General features: G+C 71.0%; 17 protein-coding genes. 10 read left to right on the top strand and 7 right to left on the bottom strand.

Annotated features, from left to right (window positions below):
* Positions 1–512: 512 nt before the first annotated feature.
* The 3 genes from ACZK5D_RS13190 to ACZK5D_RS13180 all read right to left on the bottom strand — a co-directional run bounded on the left by ACZK5D_RS13190 (position 513) and on the right by ACZK5D_RS13180 (position 2,278).
* A complete protein-coding gene (locus ACZK5D_RS13190; protein WP_463665609.1) occupies positions 513–1,253 on the bottom strand; it encodes a DUF2202 domain-containing protein in 741 nt (246 codons plus the stop codon).
* A gap of 97 nt (positions 1,254–1,350) precedes the next feature.
* On the bottom strand, positions 1,351–2,013 hold the full coding sequence (locus ACZK5D_RS13185; RefSeq protein ID WP_458995834.1) for a PIG-L deacetylase family protein: 663 nt from the start codon (positions 2,011–2,013) through the stop codon (positions 1,351–1,353).
* Positions 2,014–2,044: 31 nt separating this feature from the next.
* A complete protein-coding gene (locus tag ACZK5D_RS13180) occupies positions 2,045–2,278 on the bottom strand; it encodes a hypothetical protein (protein WP_458995833.1) in 234 nt (77 codons plus the stop codon).
* 112 nt (positions 2,279–2,390) lie between these two features.
* On the opposite strand from ACZK5D_RS13180, the gene ACZK5D_RS13175 reads away from it, so the two are divergent.
* A complete protein-coding gene (locus tag ACZK5D_RS13175; protein ID WP_463665608.1) occupies positions 2,391–4,121 on the top strand; it encodes a hypothetical protein in 1,731 nt (576 codons plus the stop codon).
* A 242-nt stretch (positions 4,122–4,363) separates the two neighbouring features.
* Complete coding sequence (sulP, locus tag ACZK5D_RS13170; RefSeq protein WP_463665607.1) at positions 4,364–6,136, top strand: SulP family inorganic anion transporter; 1,773 nt, start codon at positions 4,364–4,366, stop codon at positions 6,134–6,136.
* Positions 6,137–6,142: 6 nt separating this feature from the next.
* Here the strand turns inward: sulP and hslR are convergent, their stop codons facing one another.
* Complete coding sequence (gene hslR, locus ACZK5D_RS13165; RefSeq protein WP_463665606.1) at positions 6,143–6,508, bottom strand: Hsp15 family ribosome-associated heat shock protein; 366 nt, start codon at positions 6,506–6,508, stop codon at positions 6,143–6,145.
* A 375-nt stretch (positions 6,509–6,883) separates the two neighbouring features.
* Between hslR and ACZK5D_RS13160 the strand changes: the two genes are divergently transcribed.
* A complete protein-coding gene (locus ACZK5D_RS13160) occupies positions 6,884–7,378 on the top strand; it encodes a hypothetical protein (protein ID WP_458995829.1) in 495 nt (164 codons plus the stop codon).
* Between the two features lie 73 nt (positions 7,379–7,451).
* On the opposite strand, the gene ACZK5D_RS13155 is transcribed toward ACZK5D_RS13160, so the two are convergent.
* Entirely contained in the window at positions 7,452–8,306 is an 855-nt protein-coding gene (locus ACZK5D_RS13155) for an alpha/beta fold hydrolase (protein WP_463665605.1), read from the bottom strand.
* 270 nt (positions 8,307–8,576) lie between these two features.
* Here ACZK5D_RS13155 and chvE point away from each other — a divergent pair, with 270 nt between their 5' ends.
* Positions 8,577–9,731: a multiple monosaccharide ABC transporter substrate-binding protein gene (gene chvE / locus ACZK5D_RS13150; RefSeq protein ID WP_463665604.1), complete on the top strand. Its 1,155-nt coding sequence runs from the start codon at positions 8,577–8,579 to the stop codon at positions 9,729–9,731.
* 109 nt (positions 9,732–9,840) lie between these two features.
* The gene (locus ACZK5D_RS13145) at positions 9,841–11,133 is read left to right on the top strand and encodes a glycosyltransferase 87 family protein (protein ID WP_463665603.1); all 1,293 of its coding nucleotides are present in this window, start codon (positions 9,841–9,843) and stop codon (positions 11,131–11,133) included.
* Here ACZK5D_RS13145 and ACZK5D_RS13140 read toward each other — a convergent pair.
* On the bottom strand, positions 11,123–12,424 hold the full coding sequence (locus ACZK5D_RS13140) for a nucleotide disphospho-sugar-binding domain-containing protein (protein ID WP_463665602.1): 1,302 nt from the start codon (positions 12,422–12,424) through the stop codon (positions 11,123–11,125). The genes ACZK5D_RS13145 and ACZK5D_RS13140 overlap by 11 nt on opposite strands.
* A 45-nt stretch (positions 12,425–12,469) precedes the next feature.
* Between ACZK5D_RS13140 and ACZK5D_RS13135 the strand changes: the two genes are divergently transcribed.
* The 5 genes from ACZK5D_RS13135 (at position 12,470) to ACZK5D_RS13115 (ending at position 17,913) form a co-directional block, all read left to right on the top strand.
* Positions 12,470–13,501 (top strand): GNAT family N-acetyltransferase, encoded by a 1,032-nt coding sequence (locus ACZK5D_RS13135; protein WP_463665601.1) that lies wholly within the window; start codon positions 12,470–12,472, stop codon positions 13,499–13,501.
* A 171-nt stretch (positions 13,502–13,672) separates the two neighbouring features.
* The gene (locus ACZK5D_RS13130) at positions 13,673–14,026 is read left to right on the top strand and encodes an ArsR/SmtB family transcription factor (RefSeq protein WP_458995823.1); all 354 of its coding nucleotides are present in this window, start codon (positions 13,673–13,675) and stop codon (positions 14,024–14,026) included.
* Between the two features lie 2 nt (positions 14,027–14,028).
* Positions 14,029–14,523 (top strand): SRPBCC family protein, encoded by a 495-nt coding sequence (locus ACZK5D_RS13125; RefSeq protein ID WP_458995822.1) that lies wholly within the window; start codon positions 14,029–14,031, stop codon positions 14,521–14,523.
* Positions 14,524–14,601: 78 nt separating this feature from the next.
* Entirely contained in the window at positions 14,602–16,929 is a 2,328-nt protein-coding gene (locus ACZK5D_RS13120) for an ATP-binding cassette domain-containing protein (RefSeq protein WP_463665611.1), read from the top strand.
* A gap of 528 nt (positions 16,930–17,457) precedes the next feature.
* Positions 17,458–17,913, top strand: coding sequence for a hypothetical protein (locus ACZK5D_RS13115; protein WP_463665600.1), 456 nt, complete (start codon positions 17,458–17,460; stop codon positions 17,911–17,913).
* Between the two features lie 117 nt (positions 17,914–18,030).
* On the opposite strand, the gene ACZK5D_RS13110 is transcribed toward ACZK5D_RS13115, so the two are convergent.
* Positions 18,031–19,056 (bottom strand): Gfo/Idh/MocA family protein, encoded by a 1,026-nt coding sequence (locus ACZK5D_RS13110; protein ID WP_463665599.1) that lies wholly within the window; start codon positions 19,054–19,056, stop codon positions 18,031–18,033.
* Positions 19,057–19,412 lie beyond the last annotated feature (356 nt).

Genomic DNA, 19,412 nt, shown 5'->3' with positions numbered 1-19,412 from the left:
ACGCTCACGCCGGACATGTCCTGACCAAGGCACCCGGAGGGCCAGCTTCGAGGAGAGTCACGACGCGACCGTCGATCCCAACAACACCACCAATGAGGTGGTGACACCAGACTCACAGCTTCGAGGCTCGTCGCTACGCTCCTCACACCTCAGCCAACGGATGGGGCTGAGACGCCGCGCAGCGGCCTCGAAGCCTAAGAAAGGTGACCTTGTCAGCTCACGTTTCCCAGGCTTCGAGGCTCGTCGCTACGCTCCTCACACCTCAGCCAACGGATGGGGCTGAGGCGCCGCGCAGCGGCCCTCCCCGCTGGCTGAGGTGCCGCGCAGCGGCCTCGAAGCCTAAGAAAGGTGACCTTGTCAGCTCACGTTTCCCAGGCTTCGAGGCTCGTCGCTTCGCTCCTCACACCTCAGCTAACGGATGGGGCTGACGCGCCGCGAAGCGCCCCCGCTGGCCGGACCGGGCATGGCGACGGCGCCACCCTTGAGGGTGGCGCCGTCCAGTCGGTCAGCGATCAGGCGTTGCCGCGGTTCATGCCGCGACGCGGGGCGTCGTCGTTGCCGGAGCCGTCGAGCAGGCGGTCTCCCGAGCCGTCACGCGGGGCGGCCGGGTTGCCGCGGTCGGCGTCGGTCATGCCGGTGCCGTCGCAGACCGCGCTGCGCTCCGCCCGACGGGCGGTGTTCTGCTGGCCCTGCATGCCCTGCCCCTGCTGCAGCCCGGTCACGGGCTCGCCCTTGGACCAGGCCGTGAACGCGGCCAGGTGGTTCTCCGAGCCGGCCAGCAGGCGCTCGTACACGGCGTCGATGTCGTCGTTGTCGGTGGCCTGGATCTGGACCTTGAGGTCGGCGATGTCGCGCTCCTCGAGGGCGATGGCGGCCTTGAACGCTTCCGCCTCGGACTTCTGGCCCTGTGCCAGCCAGTCGTCGTACAGCTTCTGGACGTCCTTGTCGTCGTAGACCCCGGCCTTGTTGCCCTCGCTCGGATCGTCGATCCCGAACTGCTCGAGCAGGCGGCCGATCGCGTCGAAGTGGCGCTCCTCGCTGCGTGCGATGCGGTCCCACACGGCGCTGTCGTACTTGTCGCCGAAGGCGGTGTAGAGGTCGTGGGCCATCTTCTCCTCTTCGCGGGAGAATGCCAGGGAAGCCTGCTCGTCGGTGTCGGGGGCCGACGTGTCTGCCGAGGCGAGGGTGGCACCGCCGAATGTCAGGGCGGCGGCCGCCAGGCCCGCGGTGATGATGGACACTGTGCGCTTCATGATGAGCTCCTTGTGATGGGTCACCGGTTGGTGATGCATCCAGTTCACCGCCCGGACGTGAAGCTCCTTCGACGGGAAGTGTGAAGCTTGTGTGAAGTCAGGCAGGACGCGTGAGCCGGAGATGCTCGCGGTCCCCCAGCAGCTCGAGCCGCCGCCACAGCACGCTGCCGGGGACCGCCTGGCTCACGTGCAGGTGGGCCGCCGCCAGCTGACGGCCGCGGTCGACGGTGACGACGACGGGCAGCGCCTCGTCGACGTGGCCGGCAAAAGCCCCACCGAACTCGTCGCGCAGGGTGGCCGCGACCTCCTCGGGCAGCCCCCACTCCAGCACGGGCAGCCCGCGCCCCGCCGCGACAGCGATCGCCGCGCGGCTGGCCGCCTCATGGTCCGGATGCCCGGTCACCCCGCCCTCGACGGCGAACACGAGCAGCCCATCGGGGGCGGCGGTGTCGACGGCCAGCTCGACGTCGGCCACCAACTCCTGCTCACGGCCGCGCAGGCCCCCATCCGGGTGCGCGAGCAGCGTGGTGCTGCGGCAGCCGAGGACCTCGGCGGCGGCCTCGAGCTCGAGGGCGCGGGTGCGTGCGAGGTCCGGCGCGGCCCCGAGGGTGGACGCCTCGCCGGCGGTCAGGCACAGCACGCTGACGTCTGCCCCGTCGTCGACCAGGCGCCCGATCACGCCTCCCAGGCCGAACGACTCGTCATCCGGGTGCGCCACGACGACGAGCACACGATTCCACACCGGCAGCTGGTTATCCATCCCGCCAGTCTATACCCCTAGGGGTATAGACTCAGTGCGTGCGGCGCCCGTACCTCAGGTACGCGCATGGCAGCAGGCCCAGCGAGCTGACCACGGCCAACGCCGGCACCCACATGGCCTTCGAGCCGTGGATCTCGGCCTCCGGCCTCCTCGCCACGTCCACCAGCGCGTACACCCGCAGCGCCGCGTCCGCCATGCCACCCAGCGCCAGCGCCGTGCGCACGGCCGGCGGCAACTTCTCCCACTTCTTCGTCGCGTGCTTCATCGCAAGCCTCCTGATCACCAGCCTACGCCGACGCCCCCGGGTAGGTTGGCGGGAGGGATAGGGAGGCAGGATCACGTTGTTCATCGATGAGTGGACGTGGGACGATGCGCCCGTGAACTCAGAGCTGTGGGAGGGCCAGGCCACCTACCGCCGCTCCCTGGAACAGGTGGCCAACGACGTCCTCGACGCGGCCGGAACCGGCCTCGACGCGCGGGCCTTCGTCGTCGGAATCCCCCTCGACCGTGACGCCGACGTGGTGGTGGAGCCCGCACGGGGGCACTTCGACCGCAGCATCGTCGCCCAGTCGGTGACCCTCGGCACCCGCCGCTTCAACCGGCTCCTCCGCGACGAGGCAGCCGAGAACTCGCCGGTCTACCTCGCGGCGCTGGAGGCGAGGACGCGCCGTCGGGCGGTGGCGGACAAGCTCGACGCCGCCGCCCGGGCCGGCGGCCGCATCCACGTCGTCGGCGTGGGCGTCACCGTCGGGGATCACACCGTCTTCCCGGTGCTGGCCCTGCAGGAGGACCAGTGGAAGGAGCTGCCACAGCTTCCCGACGACGCCGGCGACGACTTCCTCACCTCCCGCTCCTTCCAGGAGGCGGTGGTCACCAGCGTGCTCGACGTAGCCTCCCGAGAGCTGGACCGGCAGATCCCGGGCTCGATCGTGCGGATCGACCCGGAGTTCGTGCTGCGCTCCGCCGCGGACCTGTTCGTCTCCGCCGTCGTGGCCCGCACCGGCCAGGAGCTGGCCTTCGGGGCGCTCCAGGCCTTCGACGCCGTGTCAGCCCAGCCGTACGAGGGACGGGCCGGCAAGGGGTCCATCCTGCTGGCGCCTCGCGGCGAGGAGGGCATCGACACCGTGATGTCGCTCGAGCATCCCGTGCCGATCGGCCGGGCGCGGTCGCTGCGGAAGGTGCTCGAACTCTCCGTCGGCGACCTGCACCTCCTCTGCGACGGCCGTGAGGTCTACGGGCTCGGCAAGGTGGACCCGACGGCCGCCCGCGAGCACACCTTCGAGGCGCGGATCTCGGGCAACGGGTCCTGGGAGCTGTGGGACAACGGCGTGCCCTACCTGCGGGTGGACAACGGCGTGGCCGCGATGCCCCGCGAACTGCTGGACGAGGACGAGTTCGCCGTCACCGTGGACCGCGTCTTCCCGGACGTGTCCGCGCGCAACGCCCGGTACCTGTGGCAGATCGCCCGGGGCGCGCTCCAGCAGCCGCACGGCACCATGCTGGTGGTCCACCCCGAGGCCGAATCCGAGGCCCAACGGCTCCTGCCGCAGGCCTACGCGATCACCCCGGCCAGGCTCGGGCCCGAGGCGCTGACCGCCGCCACCGGCATCGACGGCGCGGTCCTGGTCTCGCCCGACGGCAAGTGCCACGCCGTCGGCGTCATCCTCGACGGCCTGGCCACGGGCACGGGCGACCCCTCCAGAGGGTCGCGGTTCAGCTCCGCCATCCGCTACCTGGCCGGCGCGGGCAAGGGCGCCATGGTGATCATCGTGTCCGAGGACGGCAAGATCGACCTGCTGCCCAAGACCAAGCGGCGGGTCCGGCGGGCGACGGTGCAGCGGGCGGTGGACCGGCTCGTCGCGGCCGCCGCCGAGGGCGAGGACGGGGACCGGTTCCTGCGCGCGGACAAGGCCGTGGAGGCCATCGAGTTCTACCTCAACCAGGAGCAGTGCGACGCCGTCAACGCCGCCCGCGAAGAGGTGGAGGGTCGGCAGTGGGACCAGGCGCGGGTGCGCCGGCAGTACATCCCCATCGCCCCGGACCCGGCGATGGACGACTCCTACTTCGTCGACCGCGCCCACGACGCCGACCCCGCCGCCGCCCCCTGACCCCCGCCTCCCGGGTGGGGGTGGGGGGTTTGAGACAACGGATGGGTTCGCGGCACGCGTCGCGCCTGAGCTGAGCGTGGGCCCGCCCGCGAACCCATCCATTGGCTCAAACCCCGCCACCCCACCACCCCACCCCACCCACCACCCCCGGACCGCGCGAAGGGGCCGTCGGAGCGAGCGGGCTTGCGCAGCGAGCCTCCGTGGCGGCCTCGCGCCCCGGGCTGCGCCGCTAGATTCAGCCCATGGAGCCGTCGGAGCGGACGCCCGCCGCCTGGGAGCGTTACCTCCCCGGCGTGGCCGTGCTGCGCCGATATGAGCGCGGCTGGCTCCGCGGCGACGCCGTCGCGGGCGTCACGGTGGCTGCCTACCTCATCCCCCAGGTGATGGCCTACGCGGTCATCGCGGGCCTCCCCGCCGTCGCCGGCCTGTGGGCCATCCTCGCGCCGCTGCTGGTCTACGCCGCGCTGGGATCGTCGCGGCAGCTCTCCGTCGGGCCCGAGTCCACCACCGCCCTGATGACGGCGGCCGGCGTCGGCGCGCTGGCCGCCGCGGCCGGCGGGCCCGAACGGTACGCCCAGGTGGCAGCCCTGATGGCCATCGCCGTCGGCCTGGTGTGCCTCGTCGGGTGGGCGCTGCGGCTGTCGTTCCTGGCCGCGCTGCTGTCGCGGCCGGTCCTGGTGGGCTACATGGCGGGGATCGCGGTGCTGATGATCGTCAGCCAGCTCGGGAAGGTCGCGAAGCTGGAGATCGAGTCGGAGTCCACGGTGGGCGCCGCCTGGGAGTTCGTGACCCGGCTGGAGGAAGCGCATCTTCCGACGGTGGCGATGGCCTCGGCGGTCCTGGTGCTCCTGTTCGTGGCCCGGTGGCTGGCCCCGAAGCTGCCCAGCCCCCTCATCCTGCTGCTGCTGGCGGCCGGCGTCGTGGCCGTGTTCGGGCTGGAGCGGTTCGGCCTGGACGTCGTGGGAGAGGTGCCCTCCGGCCTCCCGGCCCCCAGGCTCCCGGGGCTGGCGGACGCGTCGCTGCTGGCCCTCCTCCCCTACGCCGCGGGCATCGCGGTGGTGGGCTACTCGGACAACGTGCTCACCGCGCGCGCGTTCGCGGCCAAGAGGCGCGAATCCATCGACGCCGGGCAGGAGCTCCTCGCCCTCGGGGCGGCCAACATCGCCACCGGCGTGATGCAGGGGTTCCCCGTGAGCTCCAGCGGGTCGCGGACGGTGCTGGGGGACGCGGTGGGGTCGCGGACGCAGTTGCATTCGCTGGTGGCGTTGACCGCCGTCGTCGCCACGTTGCTGTTCGCCGGCCCTGTGCTGTCCACCTTCCCGATGGCCGCGCTCGGCGCGCTCGTGATCTACGCCGCGACACGCCTGGTCGACGTCGCCGAGATCAGGCGCATCGCCCGGTTCCGGTGGAGCGAGCTGGTGCTCACGGCGGTCACCACCGTCGCGGTCATCGTGTTCGGCGTGCTCGGGGGTATCGGCATCGCCATCGCCCTGTCACTCCTGGACCTCATCCGGCGGCTGGCCCACGCGCACGACGGCATCCTCGGCTATGCGCCGGGGGTGGCGGGCATGCACGACATCGACGACTACCCCGACGCCACCCAGGTCCCCGGCCTGGTGGTCTACCGGTACGACTCGCCGCTGTTCTTCGCCAACGCCGACGACTTCCTCGGGCGGGCGGAGGAGGCGGTCGACGACGCGCCGCACCCCGTGCGGTGGTTCCTGCTCAACGCCGAGGCCAACGTGGAGGTGGACCTCACCGCCGTCGACACCCTGGAGCTGCTGCGCGAGCGCCTCGAGGCCCGGAATGTGATCTTCACCATGGCCCGGGTCAAGCAGGACCTGTACGACCAGTTGGCAGCGGCGGGCTTCGTCGAAAAGGTGGGGGCCGAGCGCATCTTCGCGACCCTCCCGACGGCGGTGCGGGCGTACGCGCAGTGGCACCGCGACACGGTCGGCCAGCTCCCCGACGGGTTGCCGCCGGAGATCCTCCGACCCACCGAGCCGCCCGCCTGACAGGCGTCAGCGGTCCCGCAGGCGGTCCAGGTCGCGGCGCTCGCGCTTGGTGGGGCGCCCCGTCCCCCGGTCGCGGACGGCGACACGACCCACCATCTCCGGGATGGGCGGCGGCTTCTCCGGGGTCCGGTCGAGGTAGGCGGCCTGCGCGATCGGCGCGCCCACCCGCTTCTCCAGGTTGGGGTCAACCACCTGGATCAGCTTCTCCTCCTGCTCGCGGCGCACCCGGATCACCTGCCCGGGCACCACGTGTTGCGACGGCTTGGCCAGCTTGTCGTCGACGCGGACGTGCCCGCCGCGCACCGCGGCCGTGGCGGACGAGCGGGTCTTGTACATCCGCACCGCCCACAGCCAGGAGTCGAGTCGAGCCATGGCCCGATCCTACGCCCGGGGTTTTCCACAGCCGTGTCCACAGGTGGGGAAAACTACCGGCGTGTAATTCCGCCACCGTCGGTCTTGGCAACCCTCGCCCCGGCGGCACCCACCGCCACCTCACCCCCGCCCTGCGCGCCGCGATCGTCCGGTGGTCTCGAGTGGCGGCATAGCGTCTCCAGCCTGAGCTCCTATCACCCGCCCTCGCCGCTCCACCGCGGAGACGGTCCCCGAGTGCCACCCCCTACGCTCAACCCGGTCACAGGTCACCGCCACTACCGGCACGACGCCGCGGACAGCGCCACACAGTCCGATCCCGATCACTCCAACACTCCACCCAAGGCCGCGCAGTGGCCCACACTGAAGCCAACTGCGATGCGGAGGTGGGTTGTGGACCTGTCAGCGTTCTACTCGTTGTTGGCCGGCACCTCGTTCACCCTGGTGGGCCTGTGGTGGGTGGTGGTGCAGAGCCGGCCTGGATGGCGGTCGGATCCGAGCCGACGGCGGCTCGCGGGCGGCACGTACCTGTCGTTCCTGCTCCCCGGGCTGATGGCCACACTGGCGCAGGTCAACCCCGAAACCCCCCTGCTGTGGCGCATCAGCTTCGGCACCTGCGCCGTCGTGGGTTTGTGGTCCACCGTCGGGCTGCTTCGCCACGAGCGTTCCACCACGGGCATGGGCACATTCCGGCGGTTCCGGTGGGTTGCCGTGGTGCTGTATCTGGCCATCCTGGTGCTCGGCGTCGCGCCCGAGCTGGCCCGCGCGGCCGGGTTCACTCCGCTCACGGTGGGTAGCGTCCTGCTGGTCCTCCTGGTGGTGCTCGCCCACGGCCTGACCTGGGACTTCCTCATGGAGCCGGACCCCGCCTAGCACGCCCTCCCAGCTCACCCGGGGGTCCGCCTTCCGGGCACAGACCCGTCGCTGATCCTCGGATCGGGCGGGCTCAGGTGCCGGCGGGGTCAGTGACGCCCATTCGCTGGAGGATCTCCGCGGCCACCAGCTCGGACCGCCTCTCCGGCAACCAGTGGCCCGCGTCCAGCTCGACGAACCGGTACTCACCGGTGCAGTGGGCCGCCGTGGCCTCGGCGGCGGCGCGCCCCAGGTAAGGGTCGCGGTTGCCCCACACGTAGGTGGTGGGGACGGTCACCGGGGTGTCGAGCTTCAGCGCGTCGGGGCCGGCCGGGGCGAAGAGGCCGCGGTAGGGGCCGATCATCCCGCGCAGCGCCTCGGAGTCGGTCATCTGCGCCGCGTAGGCGGCGGCGAGGTCCTCGGGCACCCCCAGGCGCCCGAGGCCGTCCTTCCGCACCAGCCGCGACAGCTGCCGCTCCGGGAGCACCGGAAGCTGCATCGCGAGCATGTACCAGCTCTTCAGCCCCTGCCCGGAGCGCAGCACCGCCCGACGGATGGCCGCGGGATGCGGCGTCGACAGCACCGTCAGGCTGCGAACCCGCCGGGGATCGGCCATCGCCGACGCCCACGCGATGCCTCCTCCCCAGTCGTGACCGACAACGTGTGCCGCGTCGACGCCGGCCTGGCCGAGTAGCGCGAAGACGTCGCCGACGAGCCGCTCGATCCGGTATGCCCGACGACCGGCCGGCCGCGCGCCCGCCGTGTAGCCGCGCAACGCGGGCGCCAGCGTGCGGATGCCCGCCTCGTGCAGCAGGGGCACCACCGCGTCCCACGCGGCAGGCGACTGTGGAAACCCGTGCAGCAGCACGACGGTGCGGTCGGCATCGGCCCGACGGGGGCCCGCGTCGCGCACATCGAAGCTCAGTCCGTCATTGGTGAACGTCTCCATGGCGCCAAGTCTCCCCTGCCGGAGTCCCGGGGATGTCGATGCGCAACGAAAAGCCGTTTCACGAGGGAGGAGAGATTGTTATTGAACTGCAACTAAATGGCCGACTCCGTGCCTTGACACCACTTCCGAGGCCCACCAGTATTTTGTACTGGAGAGAGACAAAGTTGTCGAACGCATCACCCGGGCCCTCAGACCTGTCATGCGCATCTCGCTTCACAGGCACTGGAGACCCGGTTCACCCGGACCCCATGACGTTCTCAGGAGGAACGAATGAAGATCAACCACCTCATGACCGCGGCCGCGGGCATGGTCCTGGCTCTCGCCCTCACCGCATGCGGTGGCGGCGGCGCGGGCACCAGCGCCGCGCCCACAACCTCCACCGGAGCTGAGAGCTCCAGCGCGAGCGCGCCCGCGGGCGAGGCCGGCGGCTCCGTCGGCGTGTCGATGCCCACCCAGACCACTGAGCGCTGGATCGCCGACGGCGAAGCCGTCAAGTCCCAGCTCGAAGAGGTTGGCTTCGACGTGGACCTCCAGTTCGCCAACGACGACATCCCCACCCAGTCCCAGCAGATCGACCAGATGATCACCCAGGGCGTCAAGGTCCTCATCATCGCCGCCATCGACGGCACCGCTCTGGCCCCGCAGCTCGAGACGGCCGCCGCGCAGGGCATCAAGATCATCTCCTACGACCGCCTGATCCGCGACAGCGCCAACGTGGACTTCTACGTCTCGTTCGACAACTTCAAGGTCGGCGTCGCGCAGGGCCAGTCCCTCATCGACGGCCTCGCGGCCCGCGGCGAAGGCCCGTTCAACGTCGAGCTCTTCGCCGGCTCGCTGGACGACAACAACGCGCACTTCTTCTTCGACGGCGCCATGAGCGTCATCCAGCCCAAGATCGACGACGGCACCTTCGTCGTGGTCTCCGGCCAGACCGCCATCGAGCAGGCCGCGACCCTCGGCTGGCAGCAGGAGACCGCGCAGAAGCGCATGGAGGACCTGCTCACCGCCAACTATCAGGACAAGAAGGTCGACGGCGTGCTCTCCGCCAACGACGGCCTCGCGCGCGGCATCATCACCGCCCTGCAGAACAACGGCTACTCCGGCACCGTCGCCGACACCTTCCCGATCGTCACCGGCCAGGACGCCGAGATCGCCTCCACCAAGCTGATCCAGGACGGCGTCCAGTACTCGACCATCTTCAAGGACACCCGACTCCTGGCCGAGCAGGCCGTCACCGCCGCCCAGGCGCTGCTGGCCGGCGAGGAGCCCGAGGCCAACAACACCACCGATTACGACAACGGCGTGAAGGTGGTCCCGTCCTACCTCCTCGACGTGGTCACGGTCACGCAGGACAACCTCACCGAGGCACTGGTCGACACCGGCTACTGGACCCAGGAGGAGATCGACGCGGGCGTCCTCTCCTGATCGACCAGCCCCCAGTGGCCCGGCTCCCCCAGGGGGCCGGGCCACCGTCGTCCGACGTGTCCCTCGGCCAGATTCTCACGGCACGCGCGCGGGCCCATACGATGGCCGGGTGACCACTCGCCCGACGACGCGCCCAGCCGCAGCATGGCTCGGGGTCCTGATGATCGTCGCGGCGGTGGCGATCTCCGCCTACGCCGTCGTCTACGGCAGGCCGGGCGAGGTGCCGTTCCTCCCCGAGACGTTCAAGCTCACGCCGCCGTACCGGATCGACCTCGACGTCTACCGTCTCGGCGCCGAGACGCTGCTGCGCGGCGGAGACCTCTACGGCACGCTCCCGGACACGGAGATCGGCGCCAACCTGCCGTTCACCTACCCGCCCATCGCGGCCATGCTGTTCGTCCCGCTCGCGCTGCTGACTATGCGCGACGCCAACCTCCTCTTCTCCTTCGGCACGCTCGGGCTGCTGGTCCTGGTCCTCATCCTCGTACTGCGTGAGTTCACCCGGCTCCGCGGTCGGGACCTGATCCTGGCGGGCCTGGCGGCGGGGGCCATCGGCTTCTGGCTCGGGCCCGTGCGCGAGTCGGTGGAGTTCGGCCAGGTCAACGTGGCCCTCATGGCGCTGATCGTGGTCGACGTCGTCGTCGGGCGCGGGAAGCCGTGGCAGGGCGTGCTGACGGGCCTCGCGATGGCCATCAAGCTCACCCCCGCCGTCTTCCTGGCCTACTTCCTCGTCAAGCGGGAGTGGCGCGCGCTCATCACAGCCGCGGTGTCCGCCCTGCTGTTCACCGCCCTGGGGTTCCTCGTGGCATGGGAGCACTCCCTCACCTACTGGACCGGCACCATCACGGATCCCGACCGGATCGGCGGCCTGTCCTACGTCTCGAACCAGTCGATCAACGGCGTGCTTCTGCGGCTCGGCCTCACCGACGGCGCGGCCACCATCACCTGGTTCCTGCTCTCGGCGGTGCTGGGGCTGTCGCTGCTGGCCCTGATGGCCCGCCTGTTCCGCCGGGGCCACGGGTTCGCGGCGGCGCTCACGATGGGCTTCTACGCACTCCTCGCCTCGCCGGTGTCGTGGTCGCACCACTGGGTGTGGGCCGGGCCCGCGATCCTGCTGCTGCTGATCTGGGCGCGGCGCACCGGAAGCCCGGGCGCCTGGGCCCTGGCCGGGAGCGGGCTGCTGATCTTCATCACCCGGCTCATCTGGGACCTCCCCGACGAGGACGCCCTCCAAGGGCTGGGCTGGACCTGGCAGCAGCATCTCGTCGGCAACGCGCAGGCCGTCTGGGGGCTGGCGTTCCTCGCCTTCCTCGCGTTCGGCGCGCCCACCCGGGGCGAGGCCCCCGCCGTGGACGAGGTGGCCCCCGACCAGCGGCCCGGCCTCACGGGCGCTACCCAATAAGGCCGGTCCGCTCCATCGCCTCGACCGTCCTGGTCACTCCGTCCTCGCCGCCCACGACCGCCCCCACCTCGGCGGCGCGGGCGCGGTAGCGCGGCGCCTCGGGCCCCTCGACCAGATCGCTGATCAGCCGGGCCAGCCGCTGCGCGTCGAGGCGGCGGAACGGCACCGGCGCCGGCCCCACCCCCAGCGCCGCGAGACGCTCCCCGTGATACGGCTGGTCGACCCCGAACGGCACCGCCACCGACGGCCGCCCGGACCGCAGCCCGGTGTGCGTGCTGCCGGCGCCGCCGTGGTGGACCACGCCGGCCGTGTGCGGGAACAACGCCTCGAAGGGCACGTCGGAGACCGAATACACCCGGCCATCCGCCGAGCCCACGTGCGCGAGGGTCGGCGCCAGGGTCACGATCCGCCTCCCGGACATCCGCGACGCCTCGGCGAGGAGCGCCAGCCCCCTGTCGCCGGTCGTCGAGGCGAGGCTCCCGGCGCCCACGAAGACCGGCGGGGCGCCCTCTGCCAGGAAGGCTGCGAGGTCCTCCGGGAGGGGGGTGTCGCCGTCGGGTGGATCGAGGTACCCCGTCTGGTGCGCAGACGGCGGGAGATCCGGCGGCGGTGGGGCAAGGGTCGGGCTGGCCGCGACGATCACCGGGTGCCTGTCCAGCGCGGCGACGACGGGCTCGGACCCTGCGAAGGGGCCGAGCCGGCCCCGCCCCCCGGTCCGGCGGTCCGCCGCCGCTCCACGCCCCACCCGCCTCCGGACCTCTGCCGCGAGCGGGGCACCCAGCGAGGCCGCGACACTCCAGCTCAACCCGGTCCCCCACCGGTTGTACGCGTCCCAGGGCCCGAACCAGCGCGCGAAGCAGTGGCTTTCGCGGTGGAGCGTGGGCAGCTGGGCGGTGAACAGCATCGTCGCCGCCCGGCCCCCCAGGCCCTCGGCGGCGGCCACCGCGGCTCCCGCTCCCAGGATCCCGCCCAGCACCGAGTCTCCCGGGCGCGCGGCCGCGAGCACCGCGTCGGCCACCGGCCCCGCCACCTCGGAGACCCAGCGGCGCAGCAGCAATCCCTGGCCGGCCACCGTCCCGGCCACGCGGGGGTGGCGACCTGCCATCTCCAGCGCCGACGCGAGATCCGCCCGGACGGGCACCGCCTCCGCCCCGTACCGCCCCGCGAGGTCTGCGTACTCCTCCAGCGCAACCACGCGCGCGTCCACCCCCCGGCGCGCCAGCGCACCGCCCAGCACCGCCATCGGCTGCACGTCCCCGCGCGAGCCCAGCCCGATCAAGACCACCGCCATCGCCGCCTCCTGCCCCCAACCGTATGCGCGCGTAGCGTGGGCACCATGCCCGCAGACGACGCCGCCCTCCGCCACCTGGCACGGACTCACCTCCGGACGGACCGGCTGCGGCTCGACCCCCTGACGGTCGGCGACGCCCCCGCCATGGCCGTGGTCCTCGCGGATCCGGCGCTCCACCGCTACACGGGCGACCGTCCGCCCTCCGTCGAGGAGCTTGAGCGCCGCTACCGGGCGCAGGAGGCCGGGCCGCCCCCTCCGTCGACGGACGTGTGGGGCAACTGGGCGGTGCGGCTGGCCGACGGGACCGTCGTGGGGTTCGTGCAGGCCACCGTCGACCCGCCGGCCTCCGCCGCGACACTCGCGTGGGTGATCGGCATCCCCCACCAGGGCCGCGGGTACGCCACGGAGGCCATGCGGGTCCTGGTGCGCGGGTTGCGCGCCGCCGGCATCCTTCGGCTCTCGGCGTTCATCCACCCCCGCAACGCCTCGTCCCGGCGCCTCGCGCAGAAGCTCGGACTCGCCATGCCCGGCCCGCACCACCCGTTCGACGGCGAGGACGAGTGGGTCTGGGACGCGCGCTCGCCCGTCCCCATGGCGGATCGGCTGGTCTTCCGACGGATGGGCGAGGCCGACCTCGACGACATGGCCGCGCTCCTCGGGGATCCCGAGGTCATGGCCTACTACCCGCGCCCCAAGACCCGTGAGGAGGCGGCCGGGTGGATCGAGTGGAACGAGCGCAACTACGCCCGTGACGGGCTGGGGCTGTGGACCATCACCACCCCCGACGGCGGCTTCGTGGGCGACTGCGGGCTCACCTGGCAGCTCATCGACGGCCGGGAGGAGCTCGAGGTGGGCTACCACGTGGTGCCGAGGCTACAGGGTCGCGGACTGGCGACGGAGGCCGCGGCCGCCAGCCGCGACCTCGCCCGCTCGCTGGGCCACCGTCGCCTGATCGCGATCATCCACCCGGCCAACGCGGCCTCCCAGAGGGTCGCGGAGAAGGCGGGGCTCGTCCTCGACCGCGAGACTCTCAGCCGCACGGGCCTCCCCGTCCGCGTCTACGCGGCCGACCTCTGAGGGGCGCCCACCGGCTGCCCCTGCACCACTCCGGGCGCCACAGCGGCTGCAGGAATCTACCCATACGGCGGCATCCGCGCATATGCCGAGATGTCGCTGCATGGGTAGATTCCTGCAGCCCGTCCCGCCAGACCCTTGACAACATATAACCATTCGGTTGAATATAGGGCTATGACGGTGATCGAGGAGGAACGGGCAGACGCCCTGTTCCACGCGCTCGCGGACCGGACACGCCGCGACATCCTGCGTCGCGTCCTTGCCGGCGAGCAGTCGATCACGTCCCTGGCTGCGCACTACGACATGAGCTTCGCCGCCGTCCACAAGCACATCACGGTGCTCGAAAGGTCCGCGCTCGTCTCGCGTCGCCGGCAGGGGCGCGAGTCCCTCGCCAGCGGCAACGTCGAGGCGGTGCGCTCGGTGGGCAGCATGCTCACCGAACTCGAAGGCATCTGGCGCGGCCGCGTGGCCCGCATCGACGATCTCCTCGCCGACACACCACCCACCCCCACCACACCCCAGGAGTGACCATGCCAGTCATCGACGTCCAGAAGTACCTGGACCAACGCCGCCTGACCATGACCGCGGAGTTCGCGGCCCCCGTCGAACGCCTGTGGCAGCTCTACTCGGACCCCCGGCAGCTCGAGAAGGTCTGGGGCCCGCCCACCCACCCGGCCACATTCGTGGACCACGCCCTCACCCCCGGGGGCCGGACCACCTACTTCATGACCGGCCCGGACGGGGAGAAGTACTACGGCTACTGGGACGTGACCGACGTCCAGGAGCTCAGCAGCTTCACCTTCGCCGACGGGTTCGCCAACGAGGACTTCACGCCGGACGAGTCGCTGCCGGTGGGGATCAACACCTACTCGTTCACCAGCCACGACGGCGGCACCCGCGTGGTCTACGACTCGGTGTACGCCACCGTCGAGGGCCTGCAGCAGGTGCTCGACATGGGCATGATCGAGGGCGCCACCGGCGCCATCAACCAGATCGACGCGTTCCTCGCCGCCGATCATCAGTGACCGGCTCTGGTCAACGGCGCTTGTGAGTGGCAGGATCGCGCGGTGAGCACAGCAGCGCATCCGGCAGACAGCCACGACATGATCCGCGTCCAGGGCGCCCGCGAGAACAACCTCAAGGACATCGACGTCGAGCTCCCGAAGCGCCGGCTGACCGTGTTCACCGGCGTCTCGGGGTCCGGCAAGAGCTCCCTGGTGTTCAGCACCATCGCCGCCGAGTCCCAGCGGATGATCAACGAGACCTACAGCGCGTTCGTGCAGGGCTTCATGCCCACGCTGTCGCGGCCGGACGTGGACCACCTCGACGGCCTGACCACGGCCATCATCGTGGACCAGGAGCGGATGGGCGCCAACGTGCGCTCCACCGTCGGCACGGTCACCGACGCCAACGCCCTGCTGCGGATCCTGTTCAGCAAGCTGGGTCAGCCGCACATCGGCTCGCCGCAGGCCTACTCGTTCAACGTGCCCTCGGTGACGGGCTCGGGAATGATCAAGACGGAGAAGGCGGGGCGCGTCCAGAAGGAGGCGAAGACCTACACCCTCGTCGGCGGCATGTGCCCCCGCTGCGAGGGCAAGGGCAACGTCTCCGACATCGACCTCACCCAGCTCTACGACGAGAACAAATCGCTGAGCGGCGGCGCGCTCACCATCCCCGGCTACAGCACCGACGGGTGGTACGTGCGGATCTTCTCCCAGTCGGGCTTCCTCGACGGCGACAAGCTGATCAAGGACTACTCCAAGCGCGAGCTCGACGATCTGCTCTACAAGCAGCCCACCAAGATCAAGATCGACAACATGAACCTCACCTACGAGGGGCTGGTGCCGAAGATCCAGAAGTCCTTCCTGGCCAAGGACCCGGACGCGATGCAGCCGCACATCCGCGCCTTCGTCGAGCGGGCCGTGAAGTTCGACACCTGCCCCGAGTGTGCGGGCACGCGGCTGTCCGAGGGGGCCCGCGCGTCGAAGATCGACGGCGTGAGCATCGCGGACGCGTGCGCGATGCAGCTGACGGATCTCGCGGCCTGGATCCGCGGGCTCGACAAGCCGTCCGCTGCGCCACTGCTGAGGAATCTGCAGCACCTCCTCGACTCGTTCGTCGAGATCGGGCTGGGATACCTCTCGCTGGAGCGCCCTTCCGGCACGCTGTCGGGAGGCGAGGCGCAGCGGGTGAAGATGATCCGGCACCTCGGGTCGTCGCTGACGGACGTCACCTACGTGTTCGACGAGCCCACCATCGGCCTCCACCCGCACGACATCGAGCGCACGAACACGCTGCTGATCTCGCTGCGGGACAAGGGCAACACGGTGCTCGTGGTGGAGCACAAGCCGGAGACCATCGCCATCGCGGACCACGTCGTCGACCTGGGCCCGGGCGCGGGCACCCGGGGCGGGGAGATCTGCTTCGAGGGCACCGTCGCCGACCTCAGGGCCAGCGACACGCTCACCGGCCGCCACCTCGACGACCGTGCCCGGCTCAAGGACTCCACCCGCACCCCCACGGGGGCCCTGGAGATCCGGGGGGCGTCGACCAACAACCTCAAGGACGTCGACGTCGACATCCCGCTGGGGGTCCTCACAGTGCTGACGGGGGTGGCGGGTTCGGGCAAGAGCTCGCTGATCCACGGCTCCATGCCGGCCGACGCGGGCGCGATCTCGATCGACCAGACCGCCATCAAGGGCTCACGGCGGAGCAACCCGGCCACCTACACCGGCCTGCTCGAGCCCATCCGCAAGGCGTTCGCCAAGGCCACCGGCACCAAGCCGGCGCTCTTCAGTGCCAACTCCGAGGGCGCCTGCCCCGCCTGCAACGGCGCCGGCGTCATCTACACGGAGCTGGGCTTCATGGACACGGTGGCAACCCCCTGCGAGGAGTGCGAGGGGAAGCGATTCCAGCAGGCCGTACTCGAGTACCGCTGGGGCGGGAAGAACATCGCCGACGTGCTGGCCATGCCCGTCACCGAGGCGCTGGACTTCTTCGGCTCGGGCGAGACGAAGACCCCCGCCGCGCACGCCATCCTCGAGCGGCTCAACGACGTGGGGCTGGGCTACGTCTCACTCGGTCAGCCGCTCACCACCCTGTCCGGCGGCGAGCGGCAGCGGCTCAAGCTCGCCGTCGCCATGGCGGACAAGGGCAGCATCTACGTGCTCGACGAGCCCACCACCGGGCTCCACCTCGCGGACGTGGCGCACCTGCTGGCACTTCTGGACCGGCTGGTGGAGTCCGGGAGGTCGGTCATCGTGATCGAACACCACCAGGCGGTGATGGCGCACGCCGACTGGATCATCGACCTCGGCCCCGGCGCGGGCCACGACGGCGGCCGCGTCGTCTTCGAGGGCACACCCGCGCAGCTGGTCAAGGACCGGAGCACCCTGACAGGGAAGCACCTGGCGGCCTACGTGGGCGCATAGTGGTGCGCGTCGATCGTCGTTTTGGGCGGCGGCGGGGCTGATTCGCGGCGCTCGGCACACGCCGCGAGTTACACATATTGACCTTCGGCCAAGGTTTACCTAGCGTAATTCCCGCGGCCGGCCCCGCGTCGTCGGCCACTGATGTTCTCGTCAAGGACGCCACGGCCCCGGCGGGACGCCGACGTCTTCCATCATGGTCCGGTCGTGACTCGGCACGATGTCCGAGCCGGACTCAGCCCACCAGTCGCGACGGGGGGGAGCAGCCGTGATCCGGTTGTCAGGACGTCCGTCGCCCGCCGTCCGTGCTCGTCGGCGGGTGCGCAGCCCACCAACATTCGGAGCGCGTCCCAGACCCTGAGTGTCCGCCCCGCGGACACGCCTCGCGGGTCGTCGTCTGCGACCCGGCGCCCATCCGCCCGGCTGGTGGCGGCTGCCGTCACGTGCCGACGCGCGCCCCTGCCGCCCACGGATTCCTGGTGCCCGGCCATCGCCTGACAGGGCACACTCACAGGCAGATAAGGAATCCTCATGCCCCATAAGTCCCTCATCCGGTTCATCTCCGCACTGATCGTGGCGCTGGTCACCACCGTCGGCTTCACCGCCACTGCACATGCGGGCCCGCACTACGTCAAGGGCCCCACTGCCACGCTGGACGGCAACAGCCTCGTCGTCACCTTCAAGGCGGCGGGCCTGGGCAACACCGTCACCAGCGCCGACTTCTCGCTCACCGGCACCGTGACCGTGACCGCACAGTGCTTCACCAAGAGCGGCAACCCGGTCAACGGCGTACCGAAGACCGAGACGAACAACGTGAACACGAGCAGGACCTTCCCTGTGCGCAACGGTTCCGTCACTGGAGAGTTCGTGGTCTCGCCTCTCAGCACGCTCACCTGCACCGGCAACCACCAGGTGCGGATCCTCGACGTGAGCTACGACCTCGTTCTGAGCGGAGACAACCTGCCAGACGTCTACCTCAGCGCCTGACCCGCCGCCCGCGCTCTGCGGCCTCTGCATACCGACCCGTGGACCCAACCGCCCACGGGTCGTCGCCGTGTGCTCATGCTGTCGCGAAAGCGGCCGGTCGTCGCGCGTTCCCTCGACTCAGCCGATGTCCACGGACCGACCCTCGACGGCGCTCCGCCGGGCCGCGTCGAGAACCTCGAGCGTCCTGATCGCATCGGCGCCGGTGACAGGCATGGGCCCCTCGCCTGCGACGGCGCGGGCGAACTGGGAGTAGAAGTCCTGGTAGGCGCCCCGGGCGGACGGCACGCGGCGCTCCCCCGCTGCGGTGCGCAACACGCCCCAGCGCTCCTCCGCCTCGTAGCCCCAGGCCTCACCCTCGTCGGCCGGGCGTCGCCCCGCGAAGACGGCCTGCGCCTGCACGTCGCTCATCTGCGACTCGTAGCTCCCCGCGCTCCCGTAGACCCGCAGCTCGCGCGCGACGAGGTGGTTGGCCTTGCTCGCCCGCATGGTCGAGCTCACGCCCGACGTGTGGCGCAGGACGACGGAGAACCCCGCGTCGGTGCGCCCCTGGCGAAGATCGATCCAGTCCAGCTTGGCGTAGACCTGGTCCACGGGGCCGAAGAGCCAGAGCAGTTGGTCCGCCAGGTGCGTGCCGAGGTCGCGGAGGAGCCCACCCGTCGGGCCGGGGTCCAGGGTGGAGGGCTCGTCGAGGTCGAACCGTGACTCCACCCGCCACGGGGTGCCGAGCTCGCCGGCGTCGAGGAGCGCCTTGAGGGTGCGCACGTCGGTGTCCCACCGTCGGTTGTGGAACACGGCCAGCGGCGCGCCGAGCCGCTCCACCTCGGCCACGAGTTCCTGAGCGGCCTGGGCGCTCGGCGCGAACGGCTTGTCCGCCACGATCGCCACGCCGCGCTCGGCCGCCTCCAGGACGAGGTCCCGCCTCGTCTCCGGCGGGGTCGTGATGGTGACGGCGTCGACGCCGGAGTCCAGCAGCGCGCCCATCGAGCTGAAGACCGGGACGCCGGGCAGGTCCGCCTCCACCTGGGCCCGCCGCTGCGGGCTGCGGGTCACCACACCCGCCAGCTCAAGCCCCTCTGCCGCCTGGATGAACGGGGCGTGGAACACGCGCCCGCCCATGCCGTAGCCCACCACGCCGATCTTCATGGCCGCAGTATGCCAGCCCTCGCCCTCTGGCTGAGGAGCACGACTGGCTGGGGGTGCCGCAAGACGGCCTCCTTCACTGACCGAGGTGCCCCGAAACGGCCTCCCCCACTGGCCGAGGTGCCCCGAAACGGCCTCGAAGCCTAAGAAACGCGAGCTGACAAGCAACGTCTCTGAGGCTTCGAGGCTCGTCGCTACGCTCCTCACACCTCAGCCAGCGGGGACCACCTCGTCGCAAGGCTCCTCACACCTCAACCAGCCGGATCAGTCTCGTCGCCCTCAGCCGGGGTGGGGCGCCTCGACTCCGCCCAGCGACCCTCCCCGCTGGCTGAGGTGCCGCGCAGCGGCCTCGAAGCCTA

This window comes from Tessaracoccus yangjingae (assembly GCF_055326235.1).
The sequence above is the reverse complement of the archived record's forward strand: the minus strand, read 5'-3'. Positions and strand labels throughout refer to the sequence as shown.